Source organism: Christensenella minuta, assembly GCF_003628755.1.
In the GTDB taxonomy this organism is placed as follows: Bacteria; Bacillota; Clostridia; order Christensenellales; family Christensenellaceae; genus Christensenella; species Christensenella minuta.
The window spans coordinates 2,777,185-2,794,056 of the sequence record NZ_CP029256.1 but is presented as its reverse complement, the minus strand read 5'-3'; the positions used below and the strand labels follow the sequence as shown (position 1 = coordinate 2,794,056).

At 55.8% G+C, this 16,872-nt stretch carries 16 protein-coding genes; 1 reads left to right on the top strand and 15 read right to left on the bottom strand.

Going from position 1 to position 16,872, the window contains the following annotated elements:
- Positions 1–3 precede the first annotated feature (3 nt).
- On the top strand, positions 4–1,494 hold the full coding sequence (locus B1H56_RS13485; RefSeq protein WP_162939011.1) for an ATP-binding cassette domain-containing protein: 1,491 nt from the start codon (positions 4–6) through the stop codon (positions 1,492–1,494).
- Positions 1,495–1,564: 70 nt separating this feature from the next.
- Here the strand turns inward: B1H56_RS13485 and B1H56_RS13480 are convergent, their stop codons facing one another.
- The 15 genes from B1H56_RS13480 to B1H56_RS13405 all read right to left on the bottom strand — a co-directional run bounded on the left by B1H56_RS13480 (position 1,565) and on the right by B1H56_RS13405 (position 16,795).
- Entirely contained in the window at positions 1,565–2,332 is a 768-nt protein-coding gene (locus B1H56_RS13480) for an SDR family NAD(P)-dependent oxidoreductase (protein ID WP_066522746.1), read from the bottom strand.
- A gap of 37 nt (positions 2,333–2,369) precedes the next feature.
- Positions 2,370–2,762: a VOC family protein gene (locus tag B1H56_RS13475; protein ID WP_066522744.1), complete on the bottom strand. Its 393-nt coding sequence runs from the start codon at positions 2,760–2,762 to the stop codon at positions 2,370–2,372.
- Between the two features lie 12 nt (positions 2,763–2,774).
- Entirely contained in the window at positions 2,775–3,668 is an 894-nt protein-coding gene (locus B1H56_RS13470) for a sugar phosphate isomerase/epimerase family protein (protein WP_066522742.1), read from the bottom strand.
- 30 nt (positions 3,669–3,698) lie between these two features.
- Positions 3,699–4,088, bottom strand: coding sequence for a VOC family protein (locus B1H56_RS13465; RefSeq protein ID WP_066522741.1), 390 nt, complete (start codon positions 4,086–4,088; stop codon positions 3,699–3,701).
- A 35-nt stretch (positions 4,089–4,123) separates the two neighbouring features.
- Complete coding sequence (locus B1H56_RS13460) at positions 4,124–4,852, bottom strand: hypothetical protein (RefSeq protein WP_066522739.1); 729 nt, start codon at positions 4,850–4,852, stop codon at positions 4,124–4,126.
- Between the two features lie 13 nt (positions 4,853–4,865).
- On the bottom strand, positions 4,866–5,552 hold the full coding sequence (gene deoC / locus B1H56_RS13455) for a deoxyribose-phosphate aldolase (protein ID WP_066522738.1): 687 nt from the start codon (positions 5,550–5,552) through the stop codon (positions 4,866–4,868).
- 12 nt (positions 5,553–5,564) lie between these two features.
- Entirely contained in the window at positions 5,565–6,245 is a 681-nt protein-coding gene (gene deoC, locus B1H56_RS13450; protein WP_066523788.1) for a deoxyribose-phosphate aldolase, read from the bottom strand.
- A gap of 167 nt (positions 6,246–6,412) precedes the next feature.
- On the bottom strand, positions 6,413–7,522 hold the full coding sequence (locus tag B1H56_RS13445) for a sugar ABC transporter substrate-binding protein (RefSeq protein ID WP_066523365.1): 1,110 nt from the start codon (positions 7,520–7,522) through the stop codon (positions 6,413–6,415).
- An 18-nt stretch (positions 7,523–7,540) separates the two neighbouring features.
- Entirely contained in the window at positions 7,541–9,079 is a 1,539-nt protein-coding gene (locus tag B1H56_RS13440; RefSeq protein WP_066523364.1) for a sugar ABC transporter ATP-binding protein, read from the bottom strand.
- 10 nt (positions 9,080–9,089) lie between these two features.
- Positions 9,090–10,064: an ABC transporter permease gene (locus B1H56_RS13435; RefSeq protein WP_066523363.1), complete on the bottom strand. Its 975-nt coding sequence runs from the start codon at positions 10,062–10,064 to the stop codon at positions 9,090–9,092.
- A 14-nt stretch (positions 10,065–10,078) separates the two neighbouring features.
- Positions 10,079–11,611, bottom strand: a complete 1,533-nt coding sequence (locus tag B1H56_RS13430) for a xylulokinase (protein WP_066523362.1) — start codon at positions 11,609–11,611, stop codon at positions 10,079–10,081.
- A gap of 107 nt (positions 11,612–11,718) precedes the next feature.
- Positions 11,719–12,492: a DeoR/GlpR family DNA-binding transcription regulator gene (locus B1H56_RS13425; RefSeq protein WP_066523361.1), complete on the bottom strand. Its 774-nt coding sequence runs from the start codon at positions 12,490–12,492 to the stop codon at positions 11,719–11,721.
- A gap of 396 nt (positions 12,493–12,888) precedes the next feature.
- Positions 12,889–13,281 carry a metal-dependent transcriptional regulator gene (locus tag B1H56_RS13415; protein ID WP_242861980.1) on the bottom strand — a complete coding sequence of 131 codons (393 nt, stop codon included), beginning with the start codon at positions 13,279–13,281 and terminating at the stop codon, positions 12,889–12,891.
- Complete coding sequence (locus tag B1H56_RS13410; RefSeq protein ID WP_066523360.1) at positions 13,266–15,011, bottom strand: ABC transporter ATP-binding protein; 1,746 nt, start codon at positions 15,009–15,011, stop codon at positions 13,266–13,268. Before B1H56_RS13410 ends, B1H56_RS13415 begins: the two co-directional genes overlap by 16 nt.
- Positions 15,008–16,795, bottom strand: a complete 1,788-nt coding sequence (locus B1H56_RS13405; RefSeq protein ID WP_066523359.1) for an ABC transporter ATP-binding protein — start codon at positions 16,793–16,795, stop codon at positions 15,008–15,010. The genes B1H56_RS13410 and B1H56_RS13405 overlap by 4 nt, the downstream gene beginning before the upstream one ends.
- Positions 16,796–16,872: the final 77 nt, after the last annotated feature.

The following is a 16,872-nucleotide window of genomic DNA, read 5'->3' as shown; positions in this document are numbered from 1 at the left end:
AATATGATGCATAGCCATATTACGCTTGAGGTATCTCATTTAAGCAAAGCCTACGACAGCGTTCGTTTGCTGTCGGATGTTTCCTTTTGCGTTCATTCCGGCGAGATGCTGAGCATTGTGGGCCAAAACAGCTCCTTCAAGACAACGCTTGCCAAAATTTTGTGCGGCCTCGAGCCATATGACAGCGGCACGGTTCTGATCGGCGGCGAACCCGCGAACCTTGCGTCCCCGACGGGCGCCCACCGCCTTGGAGTCGTTGTCCTCGGTGAGATCGCAAGGCTGTGCGAAGACCTTACCATCGCGGAAAATATATTCCTGTTCGGGAAGCAAAGCGTTTCCCCGGAAAAAATAAACCGCAGCTGGAACAGCAAAAAGGCGGTTGCCGAATCGGCCCGGTCTTTCCTCACGAAATATGGGTTCGGCTGGCTTGACCCGTGCGATACGGTGGAGACGCTCGGCCTCGCGGAAAAGCAGATCCTCGCGTTCCTGTGCGCGCTGACGCAGAACGCGCGGGTGATGATTATTGACGACGCATTTTCCGCACTCAACACAGAGGAGCTGGACCAAATCTTCCGTGTGCTGGAGCAGATCAAGGCCGAGGGAATGTCTATCCTGTACCTTTCCTCGTGCGCGAAGGTCCCCGAGCTTGCAGATTCCCTGCTGCTGATACAGGAGGGAAAGATCGTATTTACCGCCTCTGGCGAGGCGTTGCACAGGACCGACCTTACGGCGGTCCTGTGCAACGATCCGCCGCCGCGCGCCTATCCCAAGCTTCCCGTGAAACCCGGTGAAGAGGTTTTCCGCTGCGAGCATATGTCTTACCGGGACCTTTTAACGGACATCTCTTTTGGCCTCCACGAAGGGGAAATCCTCGGTATCGTCGGAGGCGCGGGCGTTGGAAAGACCACGCTGGCGCGGCTGCTTTCGGGCCATCTTCCCAAAAGCGGCGGCACCCTTTACATCAATAAAAAGCCGGTCCGTATCTCTTCCGTCCACGACGCCTATCAAAACGGGCTGCGGCTGATTCTGGACGACAGGGAATTTGGTATTATCCAGCATCTCTCCCTGGCGGAGAATCTCATCTTTCCCTATTACAGTTCCCGCAAATCCGTCCTCTCGCTTATCTCCTCCCGCAAATATACCGAGACTTCCTATTGCCTCGCAAACAGGCTCGATATCGACTACTTTGACATCAAACAGCCGCCCGGGCTGCTGAGCGCTGGAAACCAGCAAAAGCTGGTGCTGTCGCGCGGCATCGTGGCCGGGGCGAACATCTTTATATTGGACGAACCGACGCGCGGGGTGGATAACATCGGACGGGTACAGATTTACAATATGTTCAACAATCTCCTGCGCGAAGGGAAAAGCATCGTGATCCTCACCTCCGACCTCGGCGAGGCGGACGGGATGTGCGACAGGGTCCTTCTCCTTAAGGACGGTACGCTATCCGAAATATCCGCAAAACCGGCAACAAAAAAGCGAAACGCCGTTTAAGCGGCGTTTCGCTGTGTTCCTATTCTGTTTTTCCGTACAACACGGATGCCGTCCGCCGGCGGCCGCCCGGTCAGGCGTCCTTATCCTGTCTCGGCTGTCCGTTCCACGCGGTGAGGCCGCCGTCCACGGGCAGGTTATGCCCGCAGATATGCGCCGCCTGCGGTGAAGCCAGAAACACGACTGCATCCGCCACCTGCTCGGGCAGCCCGATCTTATGGTCCGGAAGCGCTTCCTTAAACGCCCGCATCACACCGTCTCCGGTCCCCGACAGGAACATCGGCGTCGCCGTCGCCGACGGTGATACGCAGTTGATCCTGATGCCTTTTTCCATGTAGTCGAGCGCGGCGGCGCGCGTAAGGCTTATCACCGCGCCCTTGCTGGCGCAGTAGAGGGGCGCGTTATAGTCCCCTCGAATCCCGGAAACCGAGGCGACGTTCACAATGCTCCCGCCGTGTGCTTCCAGCATCAGCGGCAGCACTGCCTTCATCATCAGGCATGTCCCTTTTACGTTCACATCAAACTGCACATCGTAGTCTTCCGCCGCCGCTTCGTGCAGCAGGCCGCCGCGGAACACCCCGGCGCAGTTCACAAGCACATGGAAATCCGCTTTTCTCCGCCGTACCTGTACGATCAGCGCGTCGATGCTTCCGGCGTCCGCCACATCGGTTTCACAGCAGGTAAAACGGCCTTTCCACGCACCGAATCCCTCTTCTGCCGCCCGCAGCCTGTCCGGGTTCCGGTCGGCAAGAACGGCTTCATAGCCGAGTTCAAGAAACTTTTTCGCAACGGCTTTTCCGATCCCGCTGCTTGCGCCCGTTACGATCGCCAACTGTTTCATTTTCCTCTGATCTCCTCTTATTTCCATCCCGGAAAGCTCACACAATCTGGTCGAATTCTATCTCCTCGCCACCCGGTCCTTTGATCTTAAAATAGCGGCAACCCTTTTCCCATGCGCTGTCTAGCGCCTCTATGCCATCGGTCGTACATTCGTATCCGTTTTCCATGAACCAGCGGTAATCCTCTTCGATATCGTCGGAAACATAGGAAACGTGGTCTACCTTTTCCGCCTGCCCCGGAGCCATTCCCCCGGCTGGCTGGAAAATTTCATAGTTCAGGCCTCCATTGCGCAGGAATTTGATGGGCGTTCCGTCCGGCGCGGTACATTCCCCAACCACTTCAAAACCGAGAATTCCGGTATAAAAAGCGACCGTTTCTTCAAGATTCTTTGCCGCAAGGCCGATATGATCGTGTTTTCTTCCGTCCGTCATTTCCCCGCTCCCTTAAATGAGGCCGTGCTGCGCCGCTTTGTCCTTCAGGAACTCCAGCGACCTTGCTTCCAGCTGTTCAAATTCTTTCCCACGAACGCCGCGGGAAATATCTCTCCACACGCCGATGATCGCGCTCATATCCCCTTCGGGCAACATGAACACCTCGAGGTCCATATAGCCGTCGAAGCCGACCTGCTTCAGTGCGGAAAAAAATTCATCCCAGCAGAAATCGCCCATGCCGGGGAACCGCCTGTTCCTCTCCGCGACGTGCAGCGCCGCCAGCCGCGTGCCCGCCGTTTTGATTGCCCCGCCAATGCTGTCTTCCTCAATATTCATGTGGAAGGTATCGAAATGGACCTTGACGTTCGGGTTACCTACGCGGTCCACGAAATCGGCCGTTTCCTCGCTGCAGTTGAGCAAATAGGCTTCGAAACGGTTGAGCGTCTCGATCGCGCAGGTTACGCCGCATTCCTGTGCGGGCTGCGCCGCAAGCCGGTACGCTTCCGCCGTCCGTTCCACCAGTTCTTCCTTATGGGCCAGCGAAAGCGTCTCTGTCCTGCGTACCGGCCACTTGGTATAGTGGCAGCCTACGAGCAGGTCCGCGTCCATCTTTTGCATCAGTAGGAGGAGGTTGTGCATATACCGAATGCCGTTTTCGCGGACGGCTGCATCGTCGCTGAGCATATCGCATTCTTCCGGGAAACCCCCGCAAAAAGCCAGCTTGATCCCTTTTTTGTTCGCATAATCGGCGATCCTGAGACCGCGCTCTTCCCCACCGCCGGCCATGAGGTCGCCGAAGGGAATCTCCAGCGCGTCAAAGCCAAGACGGGCCGCACGGTCGATCGTTCCGAAGGGATCGTACGAGAATGAGTTGATTCCAATTAAATAATGGGTTCCGAATTTCATTTTCTTTCTCCTGATTTTCCGTGATTCCGCTCAGAGGGATTCGCAAAGTTCCACTACCACGCCGTCCGGATCGGAAACCAGGATGGCGCGTTTGCCGATCTGCGGCATCTCGGACAGTTCCTGTACAAAGGGCACTCCCTTTTCTCTGAGGAACGCGTCCCACGCGCGCACGTCGTCCACATCGAAAGCAATGTGGCGCAGGCCGCGCCGGTTTTCGGCGGTTTGCCCGTCTTCCGTGCCGCCGCGCAGGTCGAACAACTCCATATACATATTTTCCGAAATCTCCATATAGACGAGGGTGCACGGCCCCATATCGGCCCGCCGCACCTCCCGGAACCCGAGGATATCCCGGTAAAACTCCACCGCCCGTTCGATCTCCATCGTATTGACGGCAATGTGATGCGCATGGTTTATCTTCATTTGCCCTTTCCCCCTTTTCAAGACCCGGGCCCGTTTTATTCCGCTTCCTTGTATTCCCCGTATTTTGTTTCCTTGGTGTTGAAATCGAACTGGATATCCTGTCCGATTCCGCCGAGGCGCCGCCAACTTCCCATGTGGAAGAACCGCGCGCCCGCTTCGATCATTCGTTCCGCGATCTCACGCGAACGCACCTTCCCGGCAACCTCGATCTCCAGCTGATCGCCCCAATTGTTGCACAGCCATTCGATATGCTCTACCTGCATCCGCCCAAAATGGATACCCGCGCTCGTTTTTACGGAGGTGATTCCGAGATCGACATAAATCCGGCACAGCTCGTCCACGATCTCGAAGGGAAACTTGACCATCCACAGCATGGGGATTACCTTGACTTCCCCGCCTGCCGCTTCCACGATCTGCTTCATTTCTTCCCGCACCTTATCGAAATCCCTTGAAGCGGCCGCCGTCACATTGAAGCCTACGTCGACTTCGTCAAGATGCTTTTCCCTTGCATATTTGGTCAGGTATACCTTCATATTCGTAGACATCCCGCCGTAGGGATACCCAACGACCATCCCGGTCCTGGAATAGCCGTTACCGTATTCCACCTTGACCTCGTTGATGAGGTCGCACTGTCCGGGGGCAATGATCGCCGACCGGATGCTGTTCTTGTAGCCGTCCACCAACTCCTGCCTTACGATATCTTCCGATAGGTATGAAACGAACGGCGAAGTGATCGCCCGTTTTACAAAATCTCTGTCGTACATAGTTTCCTCCCGTTTATTCCCAGCTGCGCAGTATATCCGCCGCAAATTCCGAGCTGATATAATCCGCGCCCGCGTCCAGCAATTCCCTGCATTTGGAAACGCTGTCGATATTTCCCTGCGCAACGACTTTCACCTTTCCCTGTACGGCGGCCTTCACCTTCCGCACATCCTCAGGCTCCACGCCGATCAGCATATCGTTCTTGTTTTCGTCCGGCCGCGTGTATACGCCGATCGAAGTGCATACGCGGTCGATCTTCTCTTCCGCCGCGATCCCGCACACCTTGCGGATCATTTCGTCCGTCAGCCATTCGCATTCAAGGATCGCCTTCAGGACGTGGCTGCCCGCCGCCTGACGGCAGGCCCGGAACTCATCGCGCACGAGCTCCCAGTTGCCGGAGCGAACATTGATGTTGTGTACCACGAATTCGATCTGCGTCGCGCCCGCTTCGATGGCGTCTTTGATTTCAAACGCCTTCTGCTCCGGCAGGAATATTCCATGAGGATAGGAAACCACCGCGCAGACCTCAAGGCCGCGTCCGTTCAGGACTTCCTTTACCTTGGGAAGCATATTGGGGAATACCTGGATGCACTCGAATCCCAGGTCGAGCGCCTCGTATACCAGGTTGGATACGTGTGCATAATCATAATAGCTTTCCAGGATACGGCCTCCCATGATCCTGCCTAATTCTTTTGCTGTCATTTCCGCCTCTCCTTATTCAAACGATTTTACGATCTCGATCGCCGACTGCGTGTTGATGCCGAAGCGCTCTACTCCCATCTCCAGAAGCTCGTCGAATTCCTCACGCGTGCGGATGCCTCCCGCCGCCTTTACCTTCATCCCCGTTCCCGCCAGGTTCTTCTTTATCCTGCGGATCCGTTCGATATTCGCGTCTCCCGGCACCCAGCCTGTTCCCGTCTTCAGAAAATCCGCTCCGCTTGACACGACGATCTCGCACGCCTTGTCCGCTTCCTCTTCCGTCAGGCAATTCAGCTCGATCAGCACCTTCGTGAGAATCGGACGCCCCGCGTTTTTCGCAAGCCCTATGATCTCCCTCAGTTCTTTCAGCACATAACCGTATTCCTTGTTTTTGAATCGTCCTACGTTCATCACGATGTCCATTTCCTCGATGCCGTCCTCGATCAGTCCCTTCGCCTCGACGACCTTCGTCTCCGTTTTATGCGCTCCGGACGGAAATCCCACCGGCCCTCCCGCATACACCCCTTCTACGTCCTTCAGCATTTCCGAAAGCTGCTTCATCCAGTTCGGCAGTACGTGCACGTTGATGAATTTATATTCCTTTGCGTACCCTACGATCTCCTCGATGTCACTCATCGTGTGATGCGTCCTTACCGCGCTGATATCGATCAGGCGCGCCGCTTCTCTTGCATTCATGATAAATTCCTCCTGGCTTATTTCGTTTTAAATTTATTTCACAGGCATGGCCTGTCGTATACAAATTCGATTCCGTCCGGTCCGGCTTTTACCCACACTCATCCCGCGGGACGGTTTTGTCCCGCGGAATGTCCTTACTTGTGGTGGGCCCAGACGATAATTTTCTATTATTCTGGGAATAACTCGTTCACATTGTCTTTATCAATAATCATGGAATGGGAAGCAAGCACTGCTTCTTCCGGATCCTGGCCCGCTACTACCTTGTTGTACAGATACATAAACCCGTCAAACGATACGCCCGTTGGGTTCTGCCCAATGACCGTCATCTCTCCCGTACGCACATAGCCCAGGTTTTCAGCGGTTTCGTCGTGGCCTATGACGAATACTTCGCCCGTCTTACCGGCATCCGCAATTGCCTTCGGTGCACCGTAAGGGCCGCCTGCCACGCAGTAGATCGCTTTGACGTCCGGGTTTGCCGTCAGGATGTCCTTCGTGAGCGTGTAGGTCTGGTCTGCGCTGTCGTTCGCCTCAAAATCGCCCACGCTGACATAGCCTTTGGATTCGAGGTAATCTTTTACGGTGTTCCGCTTGATCTCAAGGTTTTCCATCGTGAAGGAAGCCGTGATGATCGCGAATTTCGCTCCCTGCTCTCCGCCGAGGGCTTCGTCCATTGCTTCCGCAACCGTCTGGCCCGCTTCCTTATTGTCCTGTCCGATGAATACGAACCGCTTGCTCGGTTTTTCGCTTTCTCCGTAAAGGGTCACGACCGGGATACCCGCATCGACCGCCGCATCGATATAGTTTTCCACGCCGGTTACGAAGGGCGTCGTTACGATCCCGTCATACTGCTGCGCAACCGCCGCTTCAAGACCGTTGTTGATGACCGTCGCGTCGATGTTCTCGCCGAGGTTGATGTTGTCGATCGTTACATTATGTCCGGCAAGGAATTCCGTCGCTTCCGCCACGCCATCCTGTACGAGATTCCAGAACGGGTTGTTCTGGAAGCCAAGGAAGGCAAAGCGCAACGGCTTTTCCGGTTCCTGCTCGACGATCTTCACATTCTCGACTTCGCCGACCTGCTTCCACTCGTAAGAGCCGGCATCTGCGGCGCCTGCGGACGCTTCCGCCCCCGTGGATTCTTCCGGTGCTGCGGACTCGGAAGCTTCCGCGGACTGGGAAGGCTCTTCGCTGGCAGCGGGCGCTTGCTGTGCACAGCCGGCGAATGCGACCGTTGCCAGCAGAACTGCTACCACAATCAGACTGATAATCTTTTTCATTTTTTCCTCCTGAAGTTTTTATTTTTTTAAGCGTTCGCTTAAATTGGATTTCTTTTGCCCTGTAGCGTGCATCATGATATTTTCCTCGGAATAATCCTGCGGTTCCACGATGCCGCTTATCTTGCCCATGCTCATGACGACGATCCTGTCGCTGAGCATCAGCAGCTCCGGAAGCTCGGACGAGATCAGCAGGATGGTGATGCCCTGGTCCGCCAGATCGCGGATGATCCCGTAGATTTCGGCTTTTGCCCCTACGTCGATCCCGTGTGTCGGTTCGTCGAGGATCAGAATCTCCGGCTCTGTCTGCAACCACCTTGAAAGTACCGCCTTCTGCTGGTTGCCGCCCGAGAGGTCGCCGATGCGCTTCCTGGTGTTTGTCGTTTTGATATTCAGCTTTTCCACATATCTTTGGGCCGCTTCCGTCTCCAGCTTCTTATCAATCAGCTTCCCTTTTTTCAGTTTTTTGTAGCTTGCGATGTTGATGTTGTCGCCCACGCTCAGGTCTGGGAACAGGCCTTTTACCTTGCGCTCCTCCGGCACCAGCGCCAGTTTGTATCTTGCCGCGTCGTAAGGGCTTTTGATTTGCACGACCCGGCCCTTAATAAGCACCTCGCCGCTGTCGATCTTGTCGAAGCCGAAGATGGATTCCATCAACTCGCTCCGCCCCGCGCCCACGAGTCCCCCGAACCCAAGTATCTCGCCTTTGCGCGCGGCAAAACTGATATCCTCGAACTTGTTCTTCCGGCTCAGGCCGCGCACCTCGAGGATTACCTCGCTGCTGATGCTTGCCGGGTCGCGCTTCTCCATACTACTCATCTGGTTTTCAAGATCGCGTCCCACCATCAGGCGGACTGCCTCGTCGATATCGATATCCGTTTTGTCGACTGTTTTAATCATAACGCCGTCGCGCAGGACGGTGATCTTGTCGGCTACCTCAAACACCTCTTCCATGCGGTGCGATACATAAACGATGGCGGTCCCTTCCCTGCGCAGCTTGCCGATGATATTCATCAGCGTATGTGTTTCCTTGGCCGTGAGGGCCGCGGTTGGTTCGTCCATCATCAGCAGCTTTGGTTTTAAGGACAGCGCCTTCACGATCTCGACAAGCTGCTTTTGCGCTACGCTCAGTTTTTCCACCGGGGTATCCGGTCCGATATCCGGCACCTCAAGCTCCCTGAGCAGGTCCACGGCATTTTCCCGCAGTTTACGCTTGTCGATAAACGCCCCGTTTTTGGGATAATGCCCGAGGTAGATATTGTCCATTACACTAAGGTAAGGAACCAGTGAATTTTCCTGGTGGATCATAGAGATGCCGATATGCTGGGCCTCGAGCGGCGAATGCAGCGATACCTTTTTCCCTTCCCAGATCAGGCTGCCTTCTTCCGCGCGGTAATAACCGAACAGGATGTTCATCAGGGTAGATTTCCCGGCGCCGTTCTCCCCGAGTATCGCGTGGACTTCTCCTTTGCGGAAATCGATGTTGATATCGTTTAGCACTTTTACGCCCGGGAACGATTTGGAAATATGTTCTACGCGGAGCAGTTCCGAATTTTCCATACGCGCCTCCTTACTGCTTGCTGCGGCGGAACATATCGAATGCGCAGGCCGCGATGATAACAAGGCCGATCGTAATCATCTGCCAATAGTTGGAAACCATCAGCAGCACGAAGCCGTTGCGGATAACGCCGAGGATGCCCGCGCCGATCAGTACGCCGACGATAGAGCCCTGGCCGCCCGAAAGGCTGCATCCGCCGATTACCGACGCGGCGATCACGTCGAGCTCCATGCCCGAACCGGCCGCGGTATCCGCAGAGTTCAGGTTGCCTGCCGTGATGATGCCGGCAAAAGCGGCAAGCACGCCAGTGATGGCATATACCGCAAATTTAACGCGGTCTACGCGGATGCCCGAAAGCTTCGCTGCCTTCTCGTTTCCGCCTACGGCGAATATGTTGCGGCCGAATTCCGTTTTTGTGAGGACGATATGCCCGATCACGATGATAATGAACATCAGGATAACGGGTACGGGAATCGGTCCTACCGTCCCGCCGAGGACGGCGACAGGGTTATCGAAATCGATCGGCAGCCCGCCGGAGATCAGATAAGAGATCCCTTTTACAATATTGAGCATTGCCAGCGTCGTGATGAACGGGTTGAGCTTCAGTTTGACCACACACAGGCCGGACGCAAAGCCAAGACCCGCTCCCAGTGCGAGCGCAAGGACGAGGCCGAGCCACGGGTTGACCCCCGCCACGATCAGCGCGGCGCAGCTCACGCCGCCCAGGGAGATAAAGCTGCCGACGGAAAGGTCGATGCCGCTTGTGATGATGACGAACGCTTCGCCCACGGCGATGATGCCCATAACGGAAATCTGGCGCAGTACGTTGATCGCATTTGTCGCGGTGAAGAATACCGGGTTAAACAGGCCGATGAAGACGCACAGCGCGGCCAGCACGATCAGTATCCCAAGTTCGTTAAATGTTTTTTTATTGGTTTTTTTGATGCTCTTTGGAGCGGCATCCGCTCCTGTTGTGAAATTCCACATACACGTTATCCCCCTTAAAATGTGAATTGACTGAGTTCTTTATATGCAGGCATCAGGCTTTCGTAAAAATGCTTAAATACCGGAAGAAGCCGCCTGTATTTTTCCATCTCCCCGCCGTCCGGCTGCGCGCTGTCACTAAGCTGGATGACGTCGCTTACCGCGTCGAAACTGCTGATGAGGCCCGCACCCACGCCCGCGATGAGCGCCGCGCCGAGCGCGCCGATGTATTGCAGGTTTTTCGGGCGGATCATTTTGACGCCGAACATATTGGACAGTATCTGCATCCACAGCCTGTTGTTCGCTCCGCCGCCAATGAGCCGCGCTTCGTCCGTCATTACGCCCATCATTTTATAAAAATCCACGCCCATCATCAGGTCGAACGCCGGGCCTTCCATTGCCGCCCGGAGGATATCCGCCTTGGTGTGGTGCATTTTCAGCCCGACAAGGCTCCCTGCGAGGCTGGCATCGGAATAGAACGTATTTCCGCTGAACATGGACGGCAGGAAGAAAACGCCGTTCGCACCGGCTCCCGCCTGCTCCGCCAGCTCCGTAGCCGCTTCGTGAACCTGTTTCCCATACTTTTCCCTGAGGTCTGCGCATAGGTTCTGGACCACCCATTCATAGGCTGCGCAGGCGGAATGGGAATGCACGCTGGTGAAATAGGTGCCGTCTCCAACATAGACCACATTAGACATAAAGCCGTCCGCGATCAGGGGCTTTTCATTGTTCACGCCTACCCACCCGGCTGTCCCCAGGCATGTTACAAAGGTATTTTTCTTACGTACCCCGCCGCCGAGGGCGCAGGCGTAATTGTCCCACGAGCCGAGGACGACCAGCGTATCGGTGGTAAGGCCCATATCTGCTGCAGCCCGCTTCGTAAGATTGCCGACGGGCGTCGTATTTTCCGCGGGGACCAGGAGCTTTTCTTCGTCCACGCCGGAAATACGCATCAATTCTTCGTCCCACCTGTGCGTGTTCATGTTGTAAAGCCCGCTCATCCCGGCGTCGCCGTAATCGGTGTTCCGGTAGATTCCCGTCATCCGGTAGGCAAGGTACTCCTTCGGGTTTAAGAACTTGACGGCCTTGTTGTAGACCTCCGGCAGATTGCGCTTCATCCACAGCAACTTGGAAGAGGGGTACAACGCGACGTCGAAGCTGTTGCCCGTCTTTTCGTAACGCTTGCGCGCCCCGATGTGCCCGAGGATATATTCCGCTTCCCGCGTGCTCCGTGCATCCATCCACGTCATGACCTGCTCAAGGAGAAGGTTTCCGTCTTTATCGACGGGAATCGCCGTCATGCCGTGCGAACTGAAGGAAATCGCCTTTACGTCTTTCGGCGCCACTCCGGATTTCGCCACAACCTCATGGGTGGCGTCTTTTACGGCCTGCCACCATTCCTCCGGGCGCTGCTCCGCCCAGTCCGGCTGGGGATAATATGTTTTAATCGGATAATAGGCCTCCGCAAGGAAATTGCCATCGATGTCGAAAATGCACGCTTTATCGCCGCTGGTTCCAAAATCGTGCGCCAAAACATACTGATTACTCATTCTTTTTCCCTTTCTCGTGACTATTATTTTCCATTCTGGTTAGATTATTCCACATTTTGGTAAAAAAAAGGAACACTAAAGAAACATTCGTATAAAAACCGGAAATTTCAGACACGTATGACTTTTACACCATGATCTGCAATTTTCTGGAGTTCTTCTTCATTTTCCGCAAAAAAATCCGTGATAAGAGTATGCACCCCATCAATGCCGCAAACTTTATAGGCGCTTACTTTGCCAATTTTTGTATGGTCGCACAGCAGGATCAGTTCCTTGCTGTTTTCCACGATCATCGACTTCAGCTCGCTGAGATTGAGCCGTGGGATCGAGTAACCGTTTTTGGCGTTAATCGCCTGGGAACCAACGAACGCCTTGGTAAAATTATAACGGCTGAGCATATCGATCGTCATCTTCGACGCCATGCTTTCGTCTTCCGCTTCCAGTTCGCCGCCGGGCACGATGATCTTAAACTGCTTATTGGCTACGAAGCATCGGGCGATGTTCATTGCGGAGCAAACGATCGTGACTCCGCTGAGGTCAAACCTCCGGCCCAGCATGGCTGCGAATTCAAAGGTCGTCGATCCGCCGCCGACATAAATAAAATCGTTGTCCTCGACCAGCTCGACAGCGGCCTCGGCAATTTTTTTCTTAACCTCGCTGTTTTTCGATGTACGTTCTATGAAGGAACCATAACCCGTATTAACCGACACTCCGCCGTGAAACGACTGGATCCGTTTTTCCTTTTCCAGCACCTTCAGATCCCTGCGGATCGTGGAGGGTGAAAACTTCAGCGCGTCGCTGATCTCCTGGATCGTCGTTACGTTCGCGTTTGCTATGAAGTCATAGATTTCTTGTTGTCTTTGGGTAATCAGGTTATAATCCATGCCAATCTTTCTCCCTTGACGCAATTGTATCAAAGTGAAAAAATTTTGTCAACAACCTTTTGAAAAAATTCTTCCACTTATGAAATATTTTTTTCATGCGCTATTTTTTCCCCTTCCGGCCGGAACCCGGGGACTTGCCGGGGCCTGCCGCCGCAAGGCTTGAAATAAAAACATTCTGTGTCTATTATACCATATTTTTTCATGAAAGCAGGAATAGAGCGCTCCGGTTTTAAAACTGCGGGATTGCGGCGCGCCCTGAAGCGGACGCACCGGTACCGCCGCGTACACGCGGACCTTAAAGCCGCAAAGCCGGGAAACACAAAAACCGCGGAAGCCCTTCGCAAAATCCGCGTTATATCCTGCCGTACTTATGATTGGATAGAAAACTATTGCGCTTTAGCCGGAAAGCGCTTCCTTCAGCTTCTCAAAGCTCTCGTCGCTGATCGCGTGCTCGATCCGGCATGCGTCCTGTTCCGCCACTTCCGGGTCCACGCCCGCCGCCGTAAGTCTGTCCGTAAAAAAACGGTGGCGTTCGTACACCTTTTGCGCGAGCTTGAGTCCTTCCTCCGTAAACTCCAGGTCGCTGCCTGTATCCGGGCAGAGGAACCCCTCTGCCCGGAGCGCGGCAACGGCCCGGCTGATGCTCGGCCGGGAATAATCCATATAGCGGGCAAGATCGATCGGCCGGACCGTTTTTTCTTTTTGTTTCAGGATCAGGATCGCTTCGAGGTAATCTTCCCCGGAGGCATGCAGCCGGGTAGGTTCGCCCTTCTTCATGAAATGCTCCATTCTGCACTTTCCTGCTGTAATTCCACCATGCGTGCGAATATTCCCCTGCCCTGTGCCAGCTCTGCCGGCGCGCCTGCTTCCGCGACCTTTCCGCCGGCGAGCACAACGACCTTGTCCGCGCCCATGACCGTCCTCATCCGGTGGGCGATAACGAGCACCGTTTTATCCTGCACCAGCCCCGAGAGCGCCGCCTGTACCGCGGTTTCATTTTCCACGTCGAGGCTGGCCGTCGCCTCGTCGAGCAGGATCACCGGCGCATCCTTGAGGAGGGCGCGCGCAATTGAGATGCGCTGGCGTTCGCCGCCCGAAAGGGTGGAGCCGTTTTCGCCGATCACTGTTCCGTAGCCTTCGGGCAGCTTGGTTACAAATTCATCGCATTGGGCGGCCCGTGCGGCGGCCAGCACCTCGTCATCCGAAGCGTCCCGGCGTCCGAGACGGATATTTTCCATCACTGTATCGCTGAACAACACGACGTCCTGGAATACGATCGCGTAATTTGTGAGGAGCGCTTCCGGCTCCACCGCGGACACATCCACGCCGCCGAGGGTGATCTTTCCGCCGTCCACATCCCAGAAGCGCGCGGCAAGCTTGGCAGCCGTGCTCTTTCCGCCTCCGGACGGGCCGACCAGCGCCGTTACTTCACCCTGCCGCGCCGTGAAGGAAACGTCTTCCAGCACGCCCTCGTTTTCATTGTAGGCAAATTTCACATGATCGAACGTAATGTCGTAGCCCTGCGGGAAATACTGGTCCGTGCCCGTCTGTACCGGCTGTTCTTCAATGGCCCGCATGCGCTCGATCCTGATCTGCGCACTATATACCGCCGCCATGTTCATAAACGCCGCTTTGATCGGATCATAAATGCGCGAGGCCGCGATCAGGCAGACGAGAAACACCGTCAGGCCGACCTGTCCCGCGGCCAGGAGACCAACCCCCACGAGCACAGTCGTGGCAAGGCCGATCTTAAGGAACGCCTGCGCAGAAGTGACGCACGTTCCTGTAACGAGCTCCGAACGGATGGTCGCGCGCTCTGCCGCCTCAAGCTTCTGCCCGAGCCCGGCGAGGTAAACCTGCTTTTGGTTGCAGGCCTTGATGTCCTTCACCGTTTCCAGAAGCTCCTGCAGGCCGTCCGTCGCCTCCCGCTTCACCAACAGGGTGCGCGTCCCGAATTTATCCTGTACCTTTTTCGACGCGGCTACCAGAAGCGCGGCTGCCGGAACGACCCACATCACCGCGAGTCCGAGCCGCCAGTCGAACGCCAGCATGCCGGCGGCAATGATGACCGTGGAAATGATTGTCCCGTAGAGCTGGGGGACAAAGTGTGAAAACGCCTGCTCGAGAGAGCTGCAGTCGGACATCAGCGTCGCCGTGAGGTCTGAAAGGTCCCGCCGCCCGAAAAACGAGAGAGGCAGCTCGCGCAGCTTTTCCGCGAGGCGGATGCGCCGGTTCGCACTTTCGCCGTACACCGCGATATACAACGCCTTATACTGAATCCAGTGAACGATATAGATGACTGCCACAAGTATTGCCGCAAGCGCCGTATAGCCCCATACGCCGTTTGCCGCATCCCCGCCGGCAGAGAGCGCCGTGATGATGTTCATCAGCACCACGATCAGCAGGCCGATGGGGACCATCAGGCTGAGGTTCGCCGCTACGGTCCATAGGGTCGCGCGGACAAGGCCTTTCGCGCCGTTCTCCGTAAGGGCGTAACGCCTTTGCAGTTTTTTAATCATGCGGATACCTCCTTTCCTACCTTCCATTCGGCGGCCGTCTGGTAATCCTTCCACATGGCCGCATAGATTCCGCCTGCCGCAAGCAGCTGTTCATGGGAACCGCATTCCGCTTTCTTCCCGTCCTTAAGCACAATGATCCGGTCGGCGCCGCGCACCGTAGACAGCCGGTGCGCAATCATCAGCACCGTTTTTCCCCGGGTCAGCGTTTCAAACGCCCTTTGGATGAGCGCTTCATTTTCGGGGTCCGCAAAGGCGGTCGCCTCGTCCAGCACGACAATGGGCGCATCCTTCAGGATCGCACGGGCGAGCGCAATCCGCTGCTGCTCGCCGCCGGAAAGGTATACCCCCTTCGTACCGATCACGGTATCGATGCCCTGCGGCATTTTTTCCAGGATATCGTCCGCCTGCGCGGCGCGGGCCGCGCGGAGCGCTTCTTCGCGCGTTGCGTCCGGGCGTGCGGCGCGGATATTTTCCAGAATGCTCGTTTTGAACAGATGGGTATCCTGGAACACAAAGGCCACCTTATCCATCAGCTCTTCCGTCGTGATCCGCCGCACATCGGCGCCGCCCACCAGCACCTCCCCCTCCTGTGCGTCCCAAAAACGCGGGATCAGGCTGGCGGCAGTGGTCTTTCCTCCGCCGGACGGGCCGACCAGCGCCACCGTTTTTCCTCCGGGCACACGGAAACTGACGTCCGAGAGCGCCGGGGCTTCCGCACCCGGATAGGTAAAAGTCACATGCCGGAGCTCAACGTCCGTGCCCTTGGGGAATTCGGGGTTCTCCGGTTCCGGGAGCGGCGCTTCCTCCATGATCTGGCCGAGCTTATACACCGCCTCTGCCGCCTCCATCGAGGCTTGCCCCGCATACATCAGGCGGTTAATCATCATCGCGCACAGCGGCGTAAACAGGATATAGAACACGAGGTCCACAAGTACGCCCCAACCGTCCGCGGAGACCCCGCACAGGATCATCCCCGCCGGGATCAGCAGAAGGAATGTGCTGTTCAGGACCGTTGTAAAAGCCGTCATGGGCGTACGGTTCACCATCGCGTATTCCGAAGCCAGCTTGCTGTAGCTCATGATCGAGGAATAAAAGCTTTTGAAGGAATACACCGTTTGCTGGAACACCTTGACCACCGGGATGCCCCGCACGTATTCCGTTGCTTCCGCGCTCAGGTCCTCAACGGCGCGTTGGTAGCGGCTAAAAAACTTTGCCTGCTTCCCGCCCATCATCTGGAAAAGCGTGGCGATGGAGATTGCAATGGGAATCAGGCATAAAAGGCCCATCCGCCAATCGAACACAAACAGCAGGGCAACCGCGGCAACCGGGGTCACCACCGCCCCGACAGAATCGGGCAGTTCGTGGGCCAGCAGGGTCTCCGTCATGCCAGCGTTGTCGTCGATCATTTTGCGCAGCCTGCCCGACTGGTTTGAGGTAAAGTAGCCGAGCGGCAGGTCCACCAGATGTTTTGCCGCGCGAAACCGCATATTCCGTGCCGTACGGAAGGCCGCAAGGTGCGTGCACATCAACGCCCCGAAATAGATCGCCGCGCTTGCAAGCGCGAACCACAGGGCTTCCCAGCCGAAATGTACCAGATTCTGCACCGACGAGAAATCCGGCATTGCTTCAAAGATGCCCCGGGCCACGAACCAGATCAGGATGTAGGGCGCCATCGACAGCAGCGCCGAAACGCCCGACAGCGTACATCCAAGCACCGTCAGCTTTTTATGGCCGCCCGCAAACCCGAGGAGCTTTGAAATATTTCCTTTCTTGTTCTCTTTCAATGTTTTTCTCCTTTTGTCCTTTCGTTAGCATAAGCTAACCATTGAACAGTATACTCTTTCCGCCGGACTATTAACAA

Bases quoted from the DNA above. Each gene is read 5' to 3' on its own strand.
- B1H56_RS13485 (WP_162939011.1), top strand. From the start codon at position 4: ATGATGCATAGCCATATTACGCTTGAGGTATCTCATTTAAGCAAAGCC.
- B1H56_RS13480 (WP_066522746.1), bottom strand. From the start codon at position 2,332: ATGAAACAGTTGGCGATCGTAACGGGCGCAAGCAGCGGGATCGGAAAA.
- B1H56_RS13475 (WP_066522744.1), bottom strand. From the start codon at position 2,762: ATGACGGACGGAAGAAAACACGATCATATCGGCCTTGCGGCAAAGAAT.
- B1H56_RS13470 (WP_066522742.1), bottom strand. From the start codon at position 3,668: ATGAAATTCGGAACCCATTATTTAATTGGAATCAACTCATTCTCGTAC.
- B1H56_RS13465 (WP_066522741.1), bottom strand. From the start codon at position 4,088: ATGAAGATAAACCATGCGCATCACATTGCCGTCAATACGATGGAGATC.
- B1H56_RS13460 (WP_066522739.1), bottom strand. From the start codon at position 4,852: ATGTACGACAGAGATTTTGTAAAACGGGCGATCACTTCGCCGTTCGTT.
- deoC (WP_066522738.1), bottom strand. From the start codon at position 5,552: ATGACAGCAAAAGAATTAGGCAGGATCATGGGAGGCCGTATCCTGGAA.
- deoC (WP_066523788.1), bottom strand. From the start codon at position 6,245: ATGAATGCAAGAGAAGCGGCGCGCCTGATCGATATCAGCGCGGTAAGG.
- B1H56_RS13445 (WP_066523365.1), bottom strand. From the start codon at position 7,522: ATGAAAAAGATTATCAGTCTGATTGTGGTAGCAGTTCTGCTGGCAACG.
- B1H56_RS13440 (WP_066523364.1), bottom strand. From the start codon at position 9,079: ATGGAAAATTCGGAACTGCTCCGCGTAGAACATATTTCCAAATCGTTC.
- B1H56_RS13435 (WP_066523363.1), bottom strand. From the start codon at position 10,064: ATGTGGAATTTCACAACAGGAGCGGATGCCGCTCCAAAGAGCATCAAA.
- B1H56_RS13430 (WP_066523362.1), bottom strand. From the start codon at position 11,611: ATGAGTAATCAGTATGTTTTGGCGCACGATTTTGGAACCAGCGGCGAT.
- B1H56_RS13425 (WP_066523361.1), bottom strand. From the start codon at position 12,492: ATGGATTATAACCTGATTACCCAAAGACAACAAGAAATCTATGACTTC.
- B1H56_RS13415 (WP_242861980.1), bottom strand. From the start codon at position 13,281: ATGGAGCATTTCATGAAGAAGGGCGAACCTACCCGGCTGCATGCCTCC.
- B1H56_RS13410 (WP_066523360.1), bottom strand. From the start codon at position 15,011: ATGATTAAAAAACTGCAAAGGCGTTACGCCCTTACGGAGAACGGCGCG.